Source organism: Streptococcus oralis, from assembly GCF_001579525.1.
In the GTDB taxonomy this organism is placed as follows: domain Bacteria; phylum Bacillota; class Bacilli; order Lactobacillales; family Streptococcaceae; genus Streptococcus; species Streptococcus oralis_M.
On sequence record NZ_KQ970789.1, the window covers coordinates 377,925 to 394,259 of the forward strand.

The 16,335-nt window shown below is 37.3% G+C and carries 14 protein-coding genes; all 14 read right to left on the bottom strand.

Annotation, left to right across the window (positions count from 1 at the left end):
- Positions 1-18 precede the first annotated feature (18 nt).
- Positions 19-1,065, bottom strand: coding sequence for a dTDP-glucose 4,6-dehydratase (gene rfbB / locus SORDD25_RS05340; RefSeq protein ID WP_061852898.1), 1,047 nt, complete (start codon positions 1,063-1,065; stop codon positions 19-21).
- Between the two features lie 61 nt (positions 1,066-1,126).
- Complete coding sequence (locus SORDD25_RS05345) at positions 1,127-1,675, bottom strand: hypothetical protein (RefSeq protein WP_061852899.1); 549 nt, start codon at positions 1,673-1,675, stop codon at positions 1,127-1,129.
- A gap of 1 nt (position 1,676) precedes the next feature.
- Positions 1,677-2,270, bottom strand: a complete 594-nt coding sequence (locus tag SORDD25_RS05350; protein WP_061852900.1) for a dTDP-4-dehydrorhamnose 3,5-epimerase family protein — start codon at positions 2,268-2,270, stop codon at positions 1,677-1,679.
- Positions 2,271-3,140, bottom strand: coding sequence for a glucose-1-phosphate thymidylyltransferase RfbA (gene rfbA, locus SORDD25_RS05355; RefSeq protein WP_061852901.1), 870 nt, complete (start codon positions 3,138-3,140; stop codon positions 2,271-2,273).
- A 71-nt stretch (positions 3,141-3,211) separates the two neighbouring features.
- On the bottom strand, positions 3,212-4,264 hold the full coding sequence (locus SORDD25_RS05360; protein WP_061852902.1) for a glycosyltransferase: 1,053 nt from the start codon (positions 4,262-4,264) through the stop codon (positions 3,212-3,214).
- Positions 4,265-4,291: 27 nt separating this feature from the next.
- Positions 4,292-5,395 (bottom strand): UDP-galactopyranose mutase, encoded by a 1,104-nt coding sequence (gene glf / locus SORDD25_RS05365; RefSeq protein WP_061852903.1) that lies wholly within the window; start codon positions 5,393-5,395, stop codon positions 4,292-4,294.
- Between the two features lie 9 nt (positions 5,396-5,404).
- Entirely contained in the window at positions 5,405-6,817 is a 1,413-nt protein-coding gene (locus SORDD25_RS05370) for a flippase (protein WP_061852904.1), read from the bottom strand.
- A complete protein-coding gene (locus SORDD25_RS05375) occupies positions 6,814-7,974 on the bottom strand; it encodes a hypothetical protein (RefSeq protein ID WP_061852905.1) in 1,161 nt (386 codons plus the stop codon). Before SORDD25_RS05375 ends, SORDD25_RS05370 begins: the two co-directional genes overlap by 4 nt.
- A gap of 32 nt (positions 7,975-8,006) precedes the next feature.
- Positions 8,007-8,981 (bottom strand): glycosyltransferase family 2 protein, encoded by a 975-nt coding sequence (locus SORDD25_RS05380; RefSeq protein ID WP_061852906.1) that lies wholly within the window; start codon positions 8,979-8,981, stop codon positions 8,007-8,009.
- A 33-nt stretch (positions 8,982-9,014) separates the two neighbouring features.
- Positions 9,015-10,016: a stealth family protein gene (locus SORDD25_RS05385; protein ID WP_061852907.1), complete on the bottom strand. Its 1,002-nt coding sequence runs from the start codon at positions 10,014-10,016 to the stop codon at positions 9,015-9,017.
- A gap of 723 nt (positions 10,017-10,739) precedes the next feature.
- Entirely contained in the window at positions 10,740-11,837 is a 1,098-nt protein-coding gene (wecB, locus tag SORDD25_RS05390; protein WP_061852908.1) for a non-hydrolyzing UDP-N-acetylglucosamine 2-epimerase, read from the bottom strand.
- Positions 11,838-12,639: 802 nt separating this feature from the next.
- Positions 12,640-13,758, bottom strand: a complete 1,119-nt coding sequence (locus SORDD25_RS05395) for a glycosyltransferase (RefSeq protein WP_061852909.1) — start codon at positions 13,756-13,758, stop codon at positions 12,640-12,642.
- A 9-nt stretch (positions 13,759-13,767) separates the two neighbouring features.
- A complete protein-coding gene (gene cps2T, locus SORDD25_RS05400; protein ID WP_061852910.1) occupies positions 13,768-14,937 on the bottom strand; it encodes a beta 1-4 rhamnosyltransferase Cps2T in 1,170 nt (389 codons plus the stop codon).
- 30 nt (positions 14,938-14,967) lie between these two features.
- Positions 14,968-16,335: a sugar transferase gene (locus SORDD25_RS05405; protein WP_061852911.1), complete on the bottom strand. Its 1,368-nt coding sequence runs from the start codon at positions 16,333-16,335 to the stop codon at positions 14,968-14,970.

Consider the following 16,335-nt stretch of genomic DNA (forward strand, 5'->3'; position numbering starts at 1 on the left):
TTGCTTTTTAGTATCTGATTATTTAATCACTTGTTGCGTTTTAGCATAGTTAGCCTCTACCGCTTCTTTTTCAGATTTCCACCATTCTTGGTTGTCTGTATACCACTTAATGGTCTCTTTGAGACCTGCTTCAAAGTTGGTAAACTCTGGCTTCCACCCTAATTCATCACGGAGCTTGCTAGCGTCGATAGCATAACGAAGGTCATGACCAGCTCGGTCCGTCACATGGTCATAAGCATCAGCTGGTTGCCCCATTTCCTTGAGAATGAGTTCCAGGACTTCCTTATTGTTCTTCTCACCATCCGCACCAATCAAGTAGGTTTCCCCGATTTGACCTTTGGTTAGAATCGTCCAAACACCTGATGAATGGTCATTGGTGTGAATCCAGTCACGGACATTCTTACCTTCACCATAGAGTTTTGGCTTGATTCCACTCAAAATATTGGTGATTTGGCGCGGAATGAACTTCTCGATATGCTGGTAAGGACCATAGTTGTTTGAACAGTTGGAAATAGTCGCTTTAACACCAAATGAGCGCACCCAAGCTTTGACAATCAAGTCTGAAGCTGCCTTGGTTGATGAGTAAGGCGAGCTGGGATTGTACTTGGTTTCAGCCGTAAATTTCTCACCTGGACCTTCTCCATGGCCTGGCAAATCTTCGCGCAGAGGCAGGTCACCATAGACTTCGTCAGTTGACACATGGTGGAAGCGAAGGTCGTATTTACGAGCGGCTTCCAAAAGTGTGTAAGTTCCGATGAAGTTGGTGTGGATAAATGGACTCGGGTCATTGAGCGAGTTATCATTGTGGCTTTCTGCCGCATAGTGAACGATAGCATCAGCTTCAGCTGCCAGCTTATCAACCAAGGCTGCATCAGCAATATCTCCAACAACTAGCTCAACGCGGTCACCTAAAATTTCTTCAATATTAGCACGATTACCCGCATAAGTCAGCTTGTCCAGTACTGTCACATGAACATCTGGAAAGTTATTATAAACATAATGAACAAAGTTAGAACCGATAAAACCAGCCCCACCTGTCACGATAATTTTTTTATATTCTGTCATAAAATTCTTTCTATTCCTTCGTTTTTTATGGAACAAGTACTTAGTAATACTTAAATATCAGTCAGTCATTATCAATATTAAGGAAGTTTTTCTCAATCCAGTCATAGGAAAAAGCAATAATAAAGTTAATAGGTAAGGATATAAATAATGAAGATGAAGCTATTTCAATCCACAAAATCAAGCCATTACATAATAACATTAAATATTGAGGGATATTTACTAGTAGAATATATGCATTACGTAACAAACCTGATTCATAGATAAATAAATCAACGGTATTAAGGCTTGGTACTAAGAATTTATCAAAAATAAAGTAGTTTAATAAAGATAAAGTTATTAGTGCAACAAGCCAAATTATTTTCCTTAATCTAGACCAACTCTTAATTCCACCAATCCATATGTCAAAGTTCTCTTCACTGGTAAAGAGTCCCATAAACATTATAATAGCAGATGTACTAGAAATTTTAAAAATTTCCAATACTGAAACTTCATAGGTATTCTTACTCAATGATGAGAATACTTGGTTTAAAGAGAGCAATGTTACTGATAAAAGTAAATTCAACATCCATTTCTTGTTTTCTCTCTTATTTAAAAATTCACCACCAAGCATATTACAAATCCTCTTTACTCAAAGGTTTAACATCTTTGAGCAACGGGTGTTTTTTATCTGCTTCCGAAACTTCTGCTTCTGCTAGGTTTTCCCACTGGATGCCCAAAGCTGGGTCTGCATAGTTGACAAAGGCGTATTTCGGTTTGAGTTCAAGTGCCCAGTAGTCATTGACCAGATAGCTATAAGAAACTGTATCCGAGAGGACTTGAAAACCATTGGCTACGCCACGAGGGACAAAGATTCCCTTACTTGCATCAATCTCTGTCTGATAAACATTTCCAAAAGTCTCACCCTCACGAAGGTCAACCCAAGAACCCAGAACCTTGCCACCATCTGCTACTGAGATGTACTTGTCCCAAGGTTCAGCATGGAGGCCTCGGAGAACATTTTTGCGAGAAAAGCTAACGTTATTCTGGAGTTTCCCTTCAGCAAAGAAGCTCTCAGGAAAACCAAGCGGTAGCATCTTTTCTTTCTGAAAATTTTCCTTAAACCAGCCACGATTGTCACCATGAACCGGAATATCAAACTCTAACAAACCTGGAATGGCATCAATCTTGTGCACTGCAAGTGTTTTGCCGAAAAAATTATCTGCCATCTAGATTTCTCCAATCAAACGAAGCAAGTATTGCCCGTATTCATTCTTTTTAAGTGGTTGCGCCAACTTCAGCACATCTTCACGGCTGATATAACCCATTCGGTAGGCAATTTCTTCCAGGTTGGCAACCTGAACATTTTGCATCCTTTGAACCGTTTCGATATATTGGGAGGCCTCTAACAGACTCTCATGCGTCCCTGTATCCAACCAGGCAAAACCACGACCCATAACCTCAACAGACAAATCCCCACGTTTCAAATAAGCATTGTTAACATCTGTGATTTCCAACTCTCCACGAGCGCTTGGTTGGATATGTTTGGCAATCTCTACAACATCATTGTCATAGAAATAAAGACCCGTCACAGCATAGTTGGAGCGAGGATTCTCCGGTTTTTCTTCTATGGAAATAGCATTCATGTCTGTATCAAACTCGACCACACCAAAACGCTCTGGATCCTTCACTTGGTAACCAAAAACAGTCGCACCTTTCTCTTTCTTGGCTGCCTTTTGAAGCATTCTGCTCCAACCAGGTCCATGATAGATATTATCCCCCAAGATCAAAGCAACACTATCGTCGCCGATAAATTTTTCACCGATAAGAAAAGCCTGAGCAAGTCCGTCGGGACTTGGCTGTTCCGCATAGGAAAGCTTGATCCCAAATTCGGAACCATCCAAGAGCAGGTCCTTAAAACGGGGTAAATCCTGTGGCGTTGAGATGATCAAAATGTCCTTAATCCCTGCCAACATCAAGGTTGACAAAGGATAGTAAATCATGGGTTTATCATAAACCGGCATCAGCTGTTTTGACGCAGCTCGAGTAAGTGGGTACAGGCGCGTTCCCGAACCACCCGCAAGAATAATACCTTTCATAATAGGCTTCCTTTCTAGCTAATTACCTATCCTATATTATGTGTTATTTTGTCCCAAATTCCCTAAGGAATTTACTTCAATTTGGATAAGGCAGCTTTTAAATAGGCTCCGTCTCGAAGAGCAGCTCCAACTTTCCTAGCTTGTTCTGAAAGTTCCTTGTAGTCTTGAAGTGTCAAATCATCTAGTACTTTTTGAAGGTCGTGTAGAGAATCAACTGCTAGACCACACTGTTTATCCAGAACGAAATGCGCAAGGGCAGACTCTTTCCAAACCACCAAAGGAAAGCCCGAAGCCAAATAAAGAGAGGCCTTGTGCGAGTTGTTAAAGCGTAGATAGTTTCCGTAAGAACCTTGGCAGGTTTCTGAGCTGTCTCCGTCCCAGACCAAACCAAAACTACCTTCAAGAGCAGCTGGAAGGTCATCCGGCATAAAGGAACCAAAGTAGGTGGTGTTTTTCAATGCACGACTTTCATCATAGCCCACTCCATACAAGTTATAGGCGGGCTGGTCTGGCAAGTTATAAAGATAACCTGACTTTGCAGGGTTCAAATTTCCAGCTACGATAATAGGCTGGTCTTTTTGGAGATTTGGTTTTTCAGCAAAGTTTGGAATCAAATAGTCAAAAATCTCCAAGCTAACCATTTTATCTGCTGGCACTCCTTGACCTACCAGAACTTTCTTCATGATATCGTTATGAACGATAATGCCATCCACTGACATCAAAGCTTTCTTTTCCTGGAAGTAATTGCGCACTTTATGACGGAATTTCACTTCCGAACCTGCTGCATGACGCAAGGTTTCAATATCATGGATCAAAAGATAGAATTTTGCTCCTCTTTTTTGCGCCTGCTTGATGAGTTGTGAGATGAAAAATGTATGGTGGATAATAGGGAACTGAATCACCAATTCATCTCCAGCTCCCAACTGATCAAACACAGACTTGGTCGCACGATATTTGTGTTGTTGAGCTTTAAAGAAATTCATCTTATACCAATTCTCAACCTTGAGCTCCAAGCCCTCATAACCCTCTGAGATTAGAATAGCTTCCACGTCATTTCGTGCCTTACTCCCTGCATTCTTTTCGTGTGCATTATGCAGAAATGAATCCTTCAGATAATATTTCACCTTTTCTCCCCTTTATCCGTGATGTTCTTAGATACTCCCTAGTTCTTCTTCTACCACATCCAATGCACGTTCAACAGTCACGTGCATATCATAGTATTTATAATCTGCCAAGCGCCCACAGAAAATAACGCGCCCATTTTTCTCAGCTTCTGCTAGATACTGCTCATAAATAGCATTGTTTTTGGCATCATTGATTGGATAGTAAGGTTCATCTCCTCTTTTCCAATCTGCTGGATATTCACGAGTAATAACGGTCTTGGCTTGAGTCCCAAACTCAAAATGTTTGTGTTCGATGATTCGCGTATAGGGAATATCACGTTCAGTATAGTTGACTACAGCATTTCCTTGATAATTTTCTTGATCCAAAATCTCATGCTCAAAACGGAGACTACGATACTCTAGTTCACCAAACTTGTAGTCAAAGAACTGATCAATCATCCCTGTGAAGACAATCTTAGTTGCTGAAGCCTCCAAGTTCTCCCGATCAGCAAAGAAATCTGTATTAAGCTCTACTTCGATTCCTTCCAACAACTTTTCGATGATGACATTGTAACCACCAATCGGGATTCCTTGGTAACGGTCATTGAAATAATTGTTATCATAGGTCAATCGAACAGGTAAACGCTTGATGATAAAGGGTGGTAGTTCAGTAGCAGAACGCCCCCATTGCTTTTCGGTGTAGCCCTTGATTAGCTTTTCATAGACATCCATACCAATCAACTTAATGGCTTGTTCCTCTAAGTTTTTAGGCTCAACATCTTGCATGTGTGTCGTCTGCTCAGCAATCTTGTCCTTGACTTCTTGGGGTGTCTTTGTCCCCCACAAAGCATAGAAAGTGTTCATATTGAAAGGCAGATTGTAAAGATGTCCTTGATAGTTGGCAATAGGAGAATTGATGTAATTGTTAAACTCCGCAAACTGATTGACATAATCCCAGACCTTTCTATTGGATGTATGGAAGATGTGAGCCCCATACTTGTGGACATTGATTCCTTCAATAGATTGGCAATAGATATTCCCACCAATGTGTTCTCGTTTATCAATCACCTTCACCTTCTTGCCACGTTTGTTAGCTTCGTAGGCAAAGATTGCACCTGACAAGCCAGCACCGACAATCAAATAATCGTACATAAAATCTCCTTATTTCTTTAAAACACTTTTTAGTTCTTGAAAATCCAAGACACGTAAGACCAAAACCAAGCCACCGTAGACTAGGAAGCCAAGCAGAGAATAGATCAAGACATTCACAACAGACGAGAAGTTAATGAAAGCTTGTAGAGAATACAAGGCGCCGTACATCAGTAGTGCTGCTAGAAGGATTTTTAGCATAGATGGAAGGATCTTAACCTCTTTTAGATACGAACGTGTAAAGTAGAGTTGGATCAGCCAGACCAAACCTTCAGTCGCAACAGATACAATTGAAGCTCCAATATAGCCCAGAGGCGGAATCAAGAGGAGATTCAAGCACACACTGAAAATAGCTGGAATAGTTGTTGACAGCATAAATTCACGATTCTTATTGTGAGGAATCAAGATTTGAATTCCCATGATATTGGTCCAACCAATAAAGAACATTCTAAAGACCATGATGGCAATCGCATAACGAGCGTCTTGGAAGTCTTGCCCCAAGAAAAATTGAACAAAATCTTTGTTGACAATCAAAATCCCCGCAATCATCGGAAAGATAACCAAGTTATACACTAAGAAAGACATTTCATGTAACTTGTTAACCGCCTTTTGATTGCCTGATGATAGGAGGTTGGATACTCGAGGCAACATGACACTACCTAGCGAAGTTACCATGGTCAACAAAATATTCAATAATTTCAAGGCTTGATCATAGATCCCAACATCCTTGGTCGAAGACAAGGCACCCAACATTGTGCGATCTAGTGTGATGTAGAGCGAAATGGCAATCTGCGGCAGAAACAAGAGAATGACTGGCTTGATATGCTGTTTGGCATAGGCTACATCCAGATGCGGTTTGCGAATGTGTTCGCGAGCAGGAAGCCACATACTCAACTGCCCTAGTAGATCATAGGCAACCAAGAGGATGATATACAAGTACAAGTCGGATGGCTGCTTGACAAATAGGAAAATCGAAACAACCCCTAGAAGTTTGACCATTGTGTTACGAGCAGTGATTTTTTTGAAATCTTCTAATCCTTGGAAAAGCCAAGAGATATCAAAACCACGAGACAGCAAACTAAAGCCAAGTATATAGGCAATTGGATTGTTCATCGATGGTACAAGCAAGCAGACAATTATATAAAGCGTAACTGCTAAACAGGTTGAAAGAACTTGTAAACTGTAAATACCCCAGAAGGTCTTTTCGACTTCCTTACGATGGCCAGAAATTTCCTTGGTCCCATAATTCGCTACTCCAAGCGTCGCTAGTAGGATAAAATAAGTCACGATAGAGTTATAGTATCCGTAAGACCCCAAATCATCCGAAGAAAAAACCCGAGTGATGTAAGGTGTTGTAATCACAGGTAAGACGATGACAAGTAACTGATAGGACAGATTGTACAAATAATTTTTTAAAACTCTCACACAGCTTCCCTCATCTCATATTTTTCCTCTTTAAATTCCATCGCTGGAATAGTAGCAAAAAGAAGGAACATAAAGATATTGTAAGATGGACGAACCCAGAAGGCCTCAAACATGCAGTTGACAGCTACAATGGCCAGACAAGCTAACAGTAAATAGTTCTTTCTACGGTAGAGTGACCAGGACTGAACCATGTAGAGACCTACCAATAACACCACCGGTATTAAGCCGTAAGTGAATAACATCTGAACGTAAGACGAATCGACATAGTCGTAGTTCATAACGGTTTCGGTCTTGCCTCCGTATCCCACAAAGGAAATCCCTCGGGTCCCAAACAACTGCACAGGGTATTTTTTTAGAGCTTCATGTCCCAAGTATAATCTCATGTTCGTAAATTTATTGAGAGTTACATACATAGGGTGGGACCAACTAAAGTTTTTAGAAAGATAAACCATGACAGCTGATGCCATCCCTGCAGCGAAGGGCATGACAGAGAATACGGCTGATCTAGTATTTCTTCGATAATAAAAGTAGAGAAAGATTCCTGTTGCTACTACGATGGAACCTGCATTTAGGCGGGCATCACAATAGTTGATAATAAAAGCTGCCAAGCCCAAACCTAATAAGGTTCGTAGAATGATGAACCGATTTCTATTCAGGTAGGAGAAAGCCATATAAAGGTAAAAACAATGAGAGGCAAAGTCGGTAGGATAGATAAAGCCAAAGGAGTTACGAACAACAAGTCCAGCAGAACGATATTGAATAAACTGCAGATTGGGAAGAATTCCAATCTTAGAAAGTAAGACAATCATCAGAACAAAGAAGAAACCCAATCCCACATATAGTTTTAGAACACTCTCAAACTCAACTCTGTAAAGAAAGATAATCAAAAACAGATACATTGAAGCATTTAGGTTACCAGTCGTGTAGTACATCATACAGCCCGCTAAAAGCATAAGCGGGGCAAAGATAAGAAAAGTCAAAGAGTAGTGTTTGATATAAAGAAAACGAACTGCTAAAAAGAGTACCCCAAAAAAAGGTATGAGACTGGGGATGTGTGGCAAGATGGGTGCTAACATTGAAGTATTAATCATATCTATAGAAATAACTAATGTTAGAACCACTGCCACCAACAGTTTATCGCGTTCTATCTTTAACATTTTCTTGTTCCTTTTCTAATCTCTAACCTCTTTTATTCCATTGAGGCTTTTTTTAATTTTTTAAAACGATAATACAGACCTGGAGCCAATGATAACATCACATAGATCGCCTTATTTTTCAAGTTAATCCGCTTATTTTTCAATACTCTTCCTAGATGAGGTCGAATCTTGCTTTGAATACGAAGGATTTCCTCTTTGGAAGAATCTGAGATTAAGATGAAAATGTGGAGACTACCGATGAACAAACGGGCGATGACAGCATCGTCAAGTTCTGTATTGGCAGCATAGTCCTTCTGAACAACTTCTTCCAAATGATCCATAGAAGCATAAAAATCATAGTGTTTACTATTGAAGTTTGATAAGGTAATACTGTTTGGTCTACGATAATAATGATAGATACCTAAATCAATCACACAAACTGATTCCACTTCTTTCAGGTAATCACTAATAACATATAAGTCTTCATAGATTTTCCCTTTTGGATAGGGGTGTTTTTCTACGATATCTCTCGGAAAGAGTTTAGCCCAGGCAGAGACCGTAGCAATTGTACCATAGAGCATCTCTACCAAAGTTTCTTCAGAAGAAAGAAGGGTTGCTTTCGCTAGCATTTCTTCATTTATTTGGTAGTTTTGATAAGAATCATGATCGTAGGTATCCTTGCCTTTTCCTGCAACAATCCGAGCACCTGTACGTTTTTGGAGTTCCATTAAAAGCTCAAGGGCACAAGGCTCAAAATAGTCATCTGGGTCTAGGAAAACAATCCAATCCCCTTTAGCTTTAGTTACACCATAGTTTCTAGCATCAGACAATCCACCATTTACTTTATGATAGGTCGATACCCATTCATAGTCACTTGCATATTGATCGCATAGTTGCCCGGAATTATCAGTGGAACCATCGTCAACCAAAATGACTTCAAAATCTTTATAGGTTTGATTGACCAAACTTTCCATAGCATAGCGAAGATATTCCTCCACATTATAAATAGGTACAATTACCGAAATCATATTTTCTTTTCTTTCTCTTACTCAATTAGATGTTTAAAGTTCAAATGAACTTTTTTCTGGGAAAAGTTGACCCATAGCTCTTATGAAATCTACCATTACTTTCTCTTCATCCTTCACGTCTAAACTATCATTGATACACATAATTTTATATTTTCTAGAATTTAATAGTTTCCAAAAATCAGGGCCCGCATCATCAAGAGAGAACAAATTACCCAATTTAGGGTCAGCAATTTCATATTTCCCACTGGCAATCTGCCAGTATTTAAATAGCCAAACATTAGTATCAGATGGATTTCTAAAGCGACTAGCCGATGTTTTTTCCAAGATAGCAGTTTCTTTTTCCCACACCAACTCCATAGTTGACTTTAAGAGGGGATGCGCCAGATGATTTTCCCAAAAACCACAAATAAATTTAGTATTTCTATAGAGAAAAGTCTTGATAATATTTTTCCAACCTTGCTTGAGTGATAAAAATTTACCATTTTTAAGAATCTCACCTTTACTGAAATAGCTATTTACAATTTCCATGTCATTCACTTGGAAATGTGCTGTCCCATATGGTTGTGGAACAATCGGTGACAAAGCCGTGTTATACTTTGGTAATCCTTCTTCTGAAAAGAAATCTGTCGGTTCAACTGGAGCTGTTAGATAAACATCATCATTAAAGAATACAAAGTGCTCAGAAAGCCCAGATATTCGGTGTATATTGCTTTCAATAGGGTTAGCAGAAAAAACTGGTAAGTAGTCATTACGGATAATCTCTGTATGATCTACCAACACCAATTTATCGCTATCTATATCTAACCAAGAGGGTTTTTGCTGATCAGTCACAAGATAAACCTTATTGACCCAAGGGGCAAATTTTTCTACCCCTCTAAACCAATATTTAAAGGTTCCCCATTCTCGATAAGCCTTTACGGAATTCATACTCTTTTTAGATGTATTGACTGAGCCATCATACTTTGATTTTTTTTCCTGCCATAATGGGTCACTTCCGTCAACCCATGTAACAACAAAATCAATCTTCTCTACCATTAAGTCTCTCCTTCTTAAGAACAAGTAAGCTTTTCATTAATTTTATGAAAGGATATTTTTCAAACTCTAAAACCTTTACACTCGATACTTTTAATAAATATTTAACTCCATGGAATTGAAATTTATATAGTCATTGCTTGTCACATAGCCATATAATCCGCCCATAAATCAATATCTTTTATTTAATAAAACAAGCAATTCAAAAATCCCTAACGTATCTCTCAATAAATCAGCTACAGTATCTGATTACATCCGAGTGTTAGAATTTTATACATAAACTCTCCATGGTTGAGTTGCAGTCCCACAAAGAATTAAAACTAGGAAGTTCCATTAAATCTATAAATAACATTTAATACATATTCTAAATTTTTCTTGATAAATAAAATTACTGCTGATATTAGAATAATTATTCTTTTTGATCTGAATAAACTCTTTATCAATCCATCATTGTATACGTTGATTTTCTTATAGAAGAATAGCTTAATCCAATATTGAATCATTCTACTTTTATGAAACCAATTCTAATATAAGGAATTAAAATACTGAAAAAAACAGTCAGGTACTTTTGCATTATTAATCCTTTAGAATATGTACTTTGGTTACCGACAGAAAAAGGTATCTTAATTCAACATCATTTGCAATTTGATTTTAAAGGATAATTATTATAAGTACCAAAATCAATTCTATTTTAACCTAATAAAGTAAAAAAACAACGGAATTACCTTATAAATAATCTTCCAGTATTTGTACAATTCTAGTACTAGCAAAACCATCACCATAAGGATTACTAGCTTTGCTCATCTGATTATAAAGATTCTGATCATTTAATAGATTAGTGAATTCATTATAAATTGTTTCTTCTTTTGTCCCAACAAGTTTTAGAGTTCCTGACTCTACACCTTCTGGGCGCTCTGTAGTATCGCGCATAACAAGAACGGGTTTTCCAAGAGAAGGTGCCTCTTCTTGAACCCCACCAGAATCTGTTAAAATCATATAAGACCGCTTCATAAAATTATGAAAATCAATAACTTCTAAAGGCTCAATTAATTTAATGCGATTTTCATCACCAAATATTTTGTGAGCGATTTTGCGAACCTTGGGATTTTTATGTATTGGATATAAAATTTTTACATCATTATGTTCTGCTAAAACACGTTTTACAGCCCTAAACATATTCTCCATCGGTACACCTAAATTTTCACGTCTATGCGCAGTTAAAAGAATCAATTTACTATCACCTACCCAATCTAAAATTGGGTGAGTATAAGATTCAGTAATAGTTGTACGTAAAGCATCTATAGCAGTATTTCCAGTAACAAATATTGTTGCTTCTTTTTTACCTTCTTGCAACAGATTCCTCTTAGCTTGCTCTGTTGGAGCGAAATTAAAATCTGAAACAATAGAAACAACCTGCCTATTAAATTCTTCTGGGAATGGACTCTGTAAATTATAAGTTCTTAGACCAGCTTCTACATGACCAATCTTCGTACTTGAATAAAAGGCCGCCAATGAAGTAGCAAATGTTGTTGTTGTATCACCATGTACTAAAACAATATCTGGCTTTTCAGTTTCTAAAATTGGTTTAATCTTATCTAAAATAGTTGTTGTGATACTATAAAGTGTTTGTCCTTCTTTCATAATATCCAAATCATAATCAGGAACTATAGAAAAAACATCCAATACTTGTTGTAACATTTCTCTATGTTGTCCAGTTACACAAACAATTGTTTCAAACTTATTGCTTTTCTTTAGTTCTTCAACTAATGGACACATCTTAATCGCTTCAGGGCGTGTCCCGAATACAATCATTACTTTTTTCATATATTGTTTCCCTTCTTTACCTTAACATCAACTATATTATATATATCTTTTACAAAAAAATATATATGTGTGAGGTATAAAATCTATATATCTTTCTCCACAATTACTATTTCTAACTTCGGAAACTCTCGATTGCCAAGTATTTTTGTAGGAACACCATCGATTATAACTTTATCTGGAAATAAACTTTGTAACTACTAAATTAGCAATAACTACACAGCTATTGCCTATAGATGCCCCATCCAAAAAGACTGCTCCAAATCCTAGCCAATAATTATTCCCTATCTTAATTCCTTCCCAATTTACTCCTTGTTCTCGAATTAAAACATTAGCTTTATCATAATTATGATTTTCGGCATAAAAACGGACAAACGTCCCTAATATTATATTGTTCCCTGTATGTAATCCGCCTACTGCACCGAATAGAATATAATCACCAAAAGAGGAATTATCTCCTATTTAATTCCTATACCTAACGAAGATATTGAATCCGAAGCACCTATTATTGGATGATTTCCAAGTATTAGACTCCTACTAGACAAAGCATCAATTACTACACAATCTCTGATATTAATATTTCTCCCTAACTTTAAGCCTTTTCAAAACCAAGTAGCCGTCTTTATCCGATAAATAAACTTTTTTTCAGACTCAAACGGTTTAGAATTTCACAAATTAATCTCTTAAAGCAATATATACCTCTACTCAATATTTAAGAAGCTGAAACTGATCAATCAACATTCACTTGCTTACCAGTAGCATTTCTAATTATGTTCTCTATATTCATTAGCCTAAACCATAAATTTTATTCTTTCAACAATTTTTTATAACCTAACAAGGTTTGTTGACCAGCCTTCTCCCATGTGTACTCTGTTAAAACCTTATGCTGTAAATGCTCATTTCGAGGTGCGCTAAAAGCGGCATCAATAGCACTTCTGATACTTGCTATATCATCTGGTTCACAATAGAAAGCTTCATCTCCAAAATACTCAGTTGTTGTTCCTCGACTACTAATAGCTAGATTGCACCCCATTGCTGCAGATTCCAAATTAACCAATCCAGGAGTATCCAACCAGCTGGGTAAAGTATTAACCTTACAAACTTTATAAAGCTCATAAAGTTTATCGTTGTTAATTTTAGAAATATAATGAATATTTGGATTTGAGTCTAAATATTTTTTTATTTCTGCGAAGTAATTTTTATGGTTATCTGACACCGCCCCCACCAAAACAAGCGTGTATTCTGAATCTTTCAAAGCTTTTACAAGATTTAATTGATTTTTTCTTGGTTCAATGCGCCCCACAGAAATAATAGCATCTTTAAATTTAGAAAATTCATTAGCATCAGAAACACTCAAATATTTTAGAGCATTCTCTTTATCTATACCATTCGGAACAATGACATAATCATCTGAACGAGTATTAAATGTTTCAAATAACTTCTGCATTTCCATCTCAGAATTCGGCAAAAATAAATCAGTATTTTCAATAACATATTTCTGCATCGCTGTATATCCAATCGTAATCAAATTTTTTGTCACCTGATTACGGGATTCCTTTGATTTTAGCATCCTAGCAAAAGCCTTAGCACGTTCAATATTATCAATTGACAATAGATGACTAATCACTTTTCTGATACCAATTTGTGCCTTCTTTTCAAAATCTTCCATTGGCCAAAAAATAGTTGATAATGCAACTTTCTTACCCTGTTTTTTAGCATTTTTCATTTGAATATATGTTTCTTGGATACGGGTAACGTTCGTTAAATGCACTATATCATAGCTCGATAAATCTGGCTCTAATTCTAAACTTATATCTACTTCTACACCAAACTTTTCAAGTTGCTCCTTTGTTTTTTCAATTTGAACAGTATCCCCACCACGCATGGTAAAAAAATTTTCTCTACTTTGAATTAAAACCTTCAAACTAACCCCCTACCTAAAGACTTCCTCATAGTCTGACACAATCATTTCCCACGTAAATGCAAATGCAATGCGTTGAGTTGATTTCTTATCTAACTCTAAAATCATTTCCTCATTAAATTTTTCCACTTCTTCAATCACATCTGCCAACTCGTCTTTCTTCCAGTATATGGCACTATCTTCACCAACCTCACGGTTAAAGCCAACATCTAGCAACAAATTCAGTTTTGTGGATGCTAAGGCTTCCAGTAGAGAAGGGTTGGTCCCTCCAACCTCATGCCCATGGAAATAGGCAAAGGCATTTTCGCGAATGTACTTGAGCAACTCTTGGTCATAGACAGTCCCAACAAATTTAACCCTAGGATCTTTGTCAAAACCAGTATCCTGTAATAACTGGTCGTAAAATTTATTCTGCTCCACATTTGTGATGAGGACAAAGTCCTTCTTGGACTTGGACTTGATAAATTCACGAATCATGGCTTCGTAGTTGTTTTCAGGAACGAATCGTCCCACTACTAGATAATAGCCATTTTCGCTAACTCCTTTTTCCTGATACCAGTTCCGAACCTTGGTATCTTCTGCCTTCAGGCTTGAAGGAGCAGTATCCGTTCCATAGGCAATATAGGTGGTCTTTGGTTGATACTGTTTATAGTCCTCTTGGATATATTGTTCGATATTTTTGCTATCACATACCAGTAAATCTGCATGTTTGACCATGAGCTGCTCTGAAAATTTCCAATACTTACGAACTGGTAAACTCCACTTTGCTCGCAGCCATTCATGGCCATCTGGATTTACTAGCAAGGAGCCACCAATGGCACGAATTTTTTTCTTAAGTCCAGAAATAAAAGGACCGATGCGACAAGCTAGAATATAAAAAATGGGAGCCTCGTCCTTGTTTTTCTTAGCCAATTCAATAGCCTTGTTGATCGCTGCGATATCGTAAGCAATAGCACGAGCTGGTCCGATATTGGGTACATCGATGTTGAAGCAAATGGCTCCATTGTGCTCAAACTGATCTTCCGTAATACCAGACTTGGCTGAATTTTCGCGCATACAAGCAACATAGTATTGTATGTTGCTGTCTTTTTGATATTCGGTTAATTTTTCAACAAAGGTTTCAAATCCTCCATACTTGGCAGGAATCCCCTTTGAACCAATAATATAAACTGACTGTTTCATTTCTCTCCTAACAAGACTGAAGGGCAGAAATTACTTTGCCCCATCTCTCATAAAGACCACTTTAACGGTCTTTAACAATATTTCAATATCTTTCCAGATTGTCCAGTCATCAATGTAAGCTACATCTAATTTGACAACTTCATCGAAATTTTTGATTTCACTTCGTCCACTAACCTGCCATAAACCTGTAATCCCAGGCTTAAAACTGAGACGACGTTTCTGTTCTGGCGTATACTTTTCATACTCATCAATAGTTGGAGGACGAGTCCCTACTAAACTCATATCCCCAATTAGTACATTCCAAAACTGTGGCAACTCATCCAAACTTGTCTTACGAATGAACCGTCCAATTGGTGTAACACGTGGGTCATTATCCATTTTGAACATCCCGCCCTGCATCGTATTCTGATTCATCAGCTGTTGTTTAATCTCTTCCGCATCTACACGCATAGAACGAAACTTATAAAAAGTAAAGCGACGACCATTTTTTCCAATACGCGTTTGAGAAAAAATGGCCGACCCACCATCTCTTCGAATCAGTGGTACCAATACTAAACCAACTACAGCAAACAGAACAAGTCCAACAATAGCTCCGCAAATATCTACAATTCGTTTGGCAACTACATGACTAGGCTTGTAAAATTTTGTTGAAAAGGTTACAACATTCAAACCTGCCATTTCACGAATTTTTTTATCACTACCCAAATAGTCGTTAAAAGCATTTAGGTTAACTGTCACATCTATTCCCATTGTTTCAAAAAGAGAGATATAATCTTCAATATTATACTCCTCACTAGGCAGATTGATAAAAACCTCATCAACAACTTCATGAGTTGCAAAATTTAAAACATCTTCAACTGGTACTACTTTTAAGTGCTCATGTTGAAAATTATGCTGATCTAGAACACTAACAGCTTCTAATTCCCATAAAAAATCACTTGATTCTAACAGTTTGTCTATTACCCTCTCTACTCTAGACGTAGCCGTAATCAAGAAAACTTTTTTTCTCCCTTTAAAATTTGGTAATAGAAGTTTCCAATAGCGTTTAATACATAGATTCAATAGATATAGTAACACGGAATGCATTGTTAAAAAGTAGATCATTCCTCGTCTTGAAATACTAAAGCGTTCCTTCAAGAAAAAATTAGAAATACTTATTGCCAATGCAAAGAAAATAATATACTTCGCTATTTTGATAAACTCAGCCAAGTACCCTCTTTTGAAAAAATCTTGTCCATAATCACTAATATAAAAGACAAGATAATGGAGAATGTATAGGATAACCATTGAAGTGTATACAATCTCTGTTTCTTTAACAAAACTGAGTAAATAAGCTAAAATAATGACAAGAAAACTCTGGAATACTGCCAAAGAAATCTTCAATCCCTTTTCTTCCAT

What these genes read in the sequence shown, in the direction of transcription:
- SORDD25_RS05380 (WP_061852906.1), bottom strand. Translation starts at nt 8,981, where the DNA reads ATGATTTCGGTAATTGTACCTATTTATAATGTGGAGGAATATCTTCGC.
- glf (WP_061852903.1), bottom strand. Translation starts at nt 5,395, where the DNA reads ATGTACGATTATTTGATTGTCGGTGCTGGCTTGTCAGGTGCAATCTTT.
- SORDD25_RS05350 (WP_061852900.1), bottom strand. Translation starts at nt 2,270, where the DNA reads ATGGCAGATAATTTTTTCGGCAAAACACTTGCAGTGCACAAGATTGAT.
- wecB (WP_061852908.1), bottom strand. Translation starts at nt 11,837, where the DNA reads ATGAAAAAAGTAATGATTGTATTCGGGACACGCCCTGAAGCGATTAAG.
- rfbA (WP_061852901.1), bottom strand. Translation starts at nt 3,140, where the DNA reads ATGAAAGGTATTATTCTTGCGGGTGGTTCGGGAACGCGCCTGTACCCA.
- rfbB (WP_061852898.1), bottom strand. Translation starts at nt 1,065, where the DNA reads ATGACAGAATATAAAAAAATTATCGTGACAGGTGGGGCTGGTTTTATC.
- cps2T (WP_061852910.1), bottom strand. Translation starts at nt 14,937, where the DNA reads ATGAAACAGTCAGTTTATATTATTGGTTCAAAGGGGATTCCTGCCAAG.
- SORDD25_RS05405 (WP_061852911.1), bottom strand. Translation starts at nt 16,335, where the DNA reads ATGGAAGAAAAGGGATTGAAGATTTCTTTGGCAGTATTCCAGAGTTTT.
- SORDD25_RS05345 (WP_061852899.1), bottom strand. Translation starts at nt 1,675, where the DNA reads ATGCTTGGTGGTGAATTTTTAAATAAGAGAGAAAACAAGAAATGGATG.
- SORDD25_RS05385 (WP_061852907.1), bottom strand. Translation starts at nt 10,016, where the DNA reads ATGGTAGAGAAGATTGATTTTGTTGTTACATGGGTTGACGGAAGTGAC.
- SORDD25_RS05375 (WP_061852905.1), bottom strand. Translation starts at nt 7,974, where the DNA reads ATGTTAAAGATAGAACGCGATAAACTGTTGGTGGCAGTGGTTCTAACA.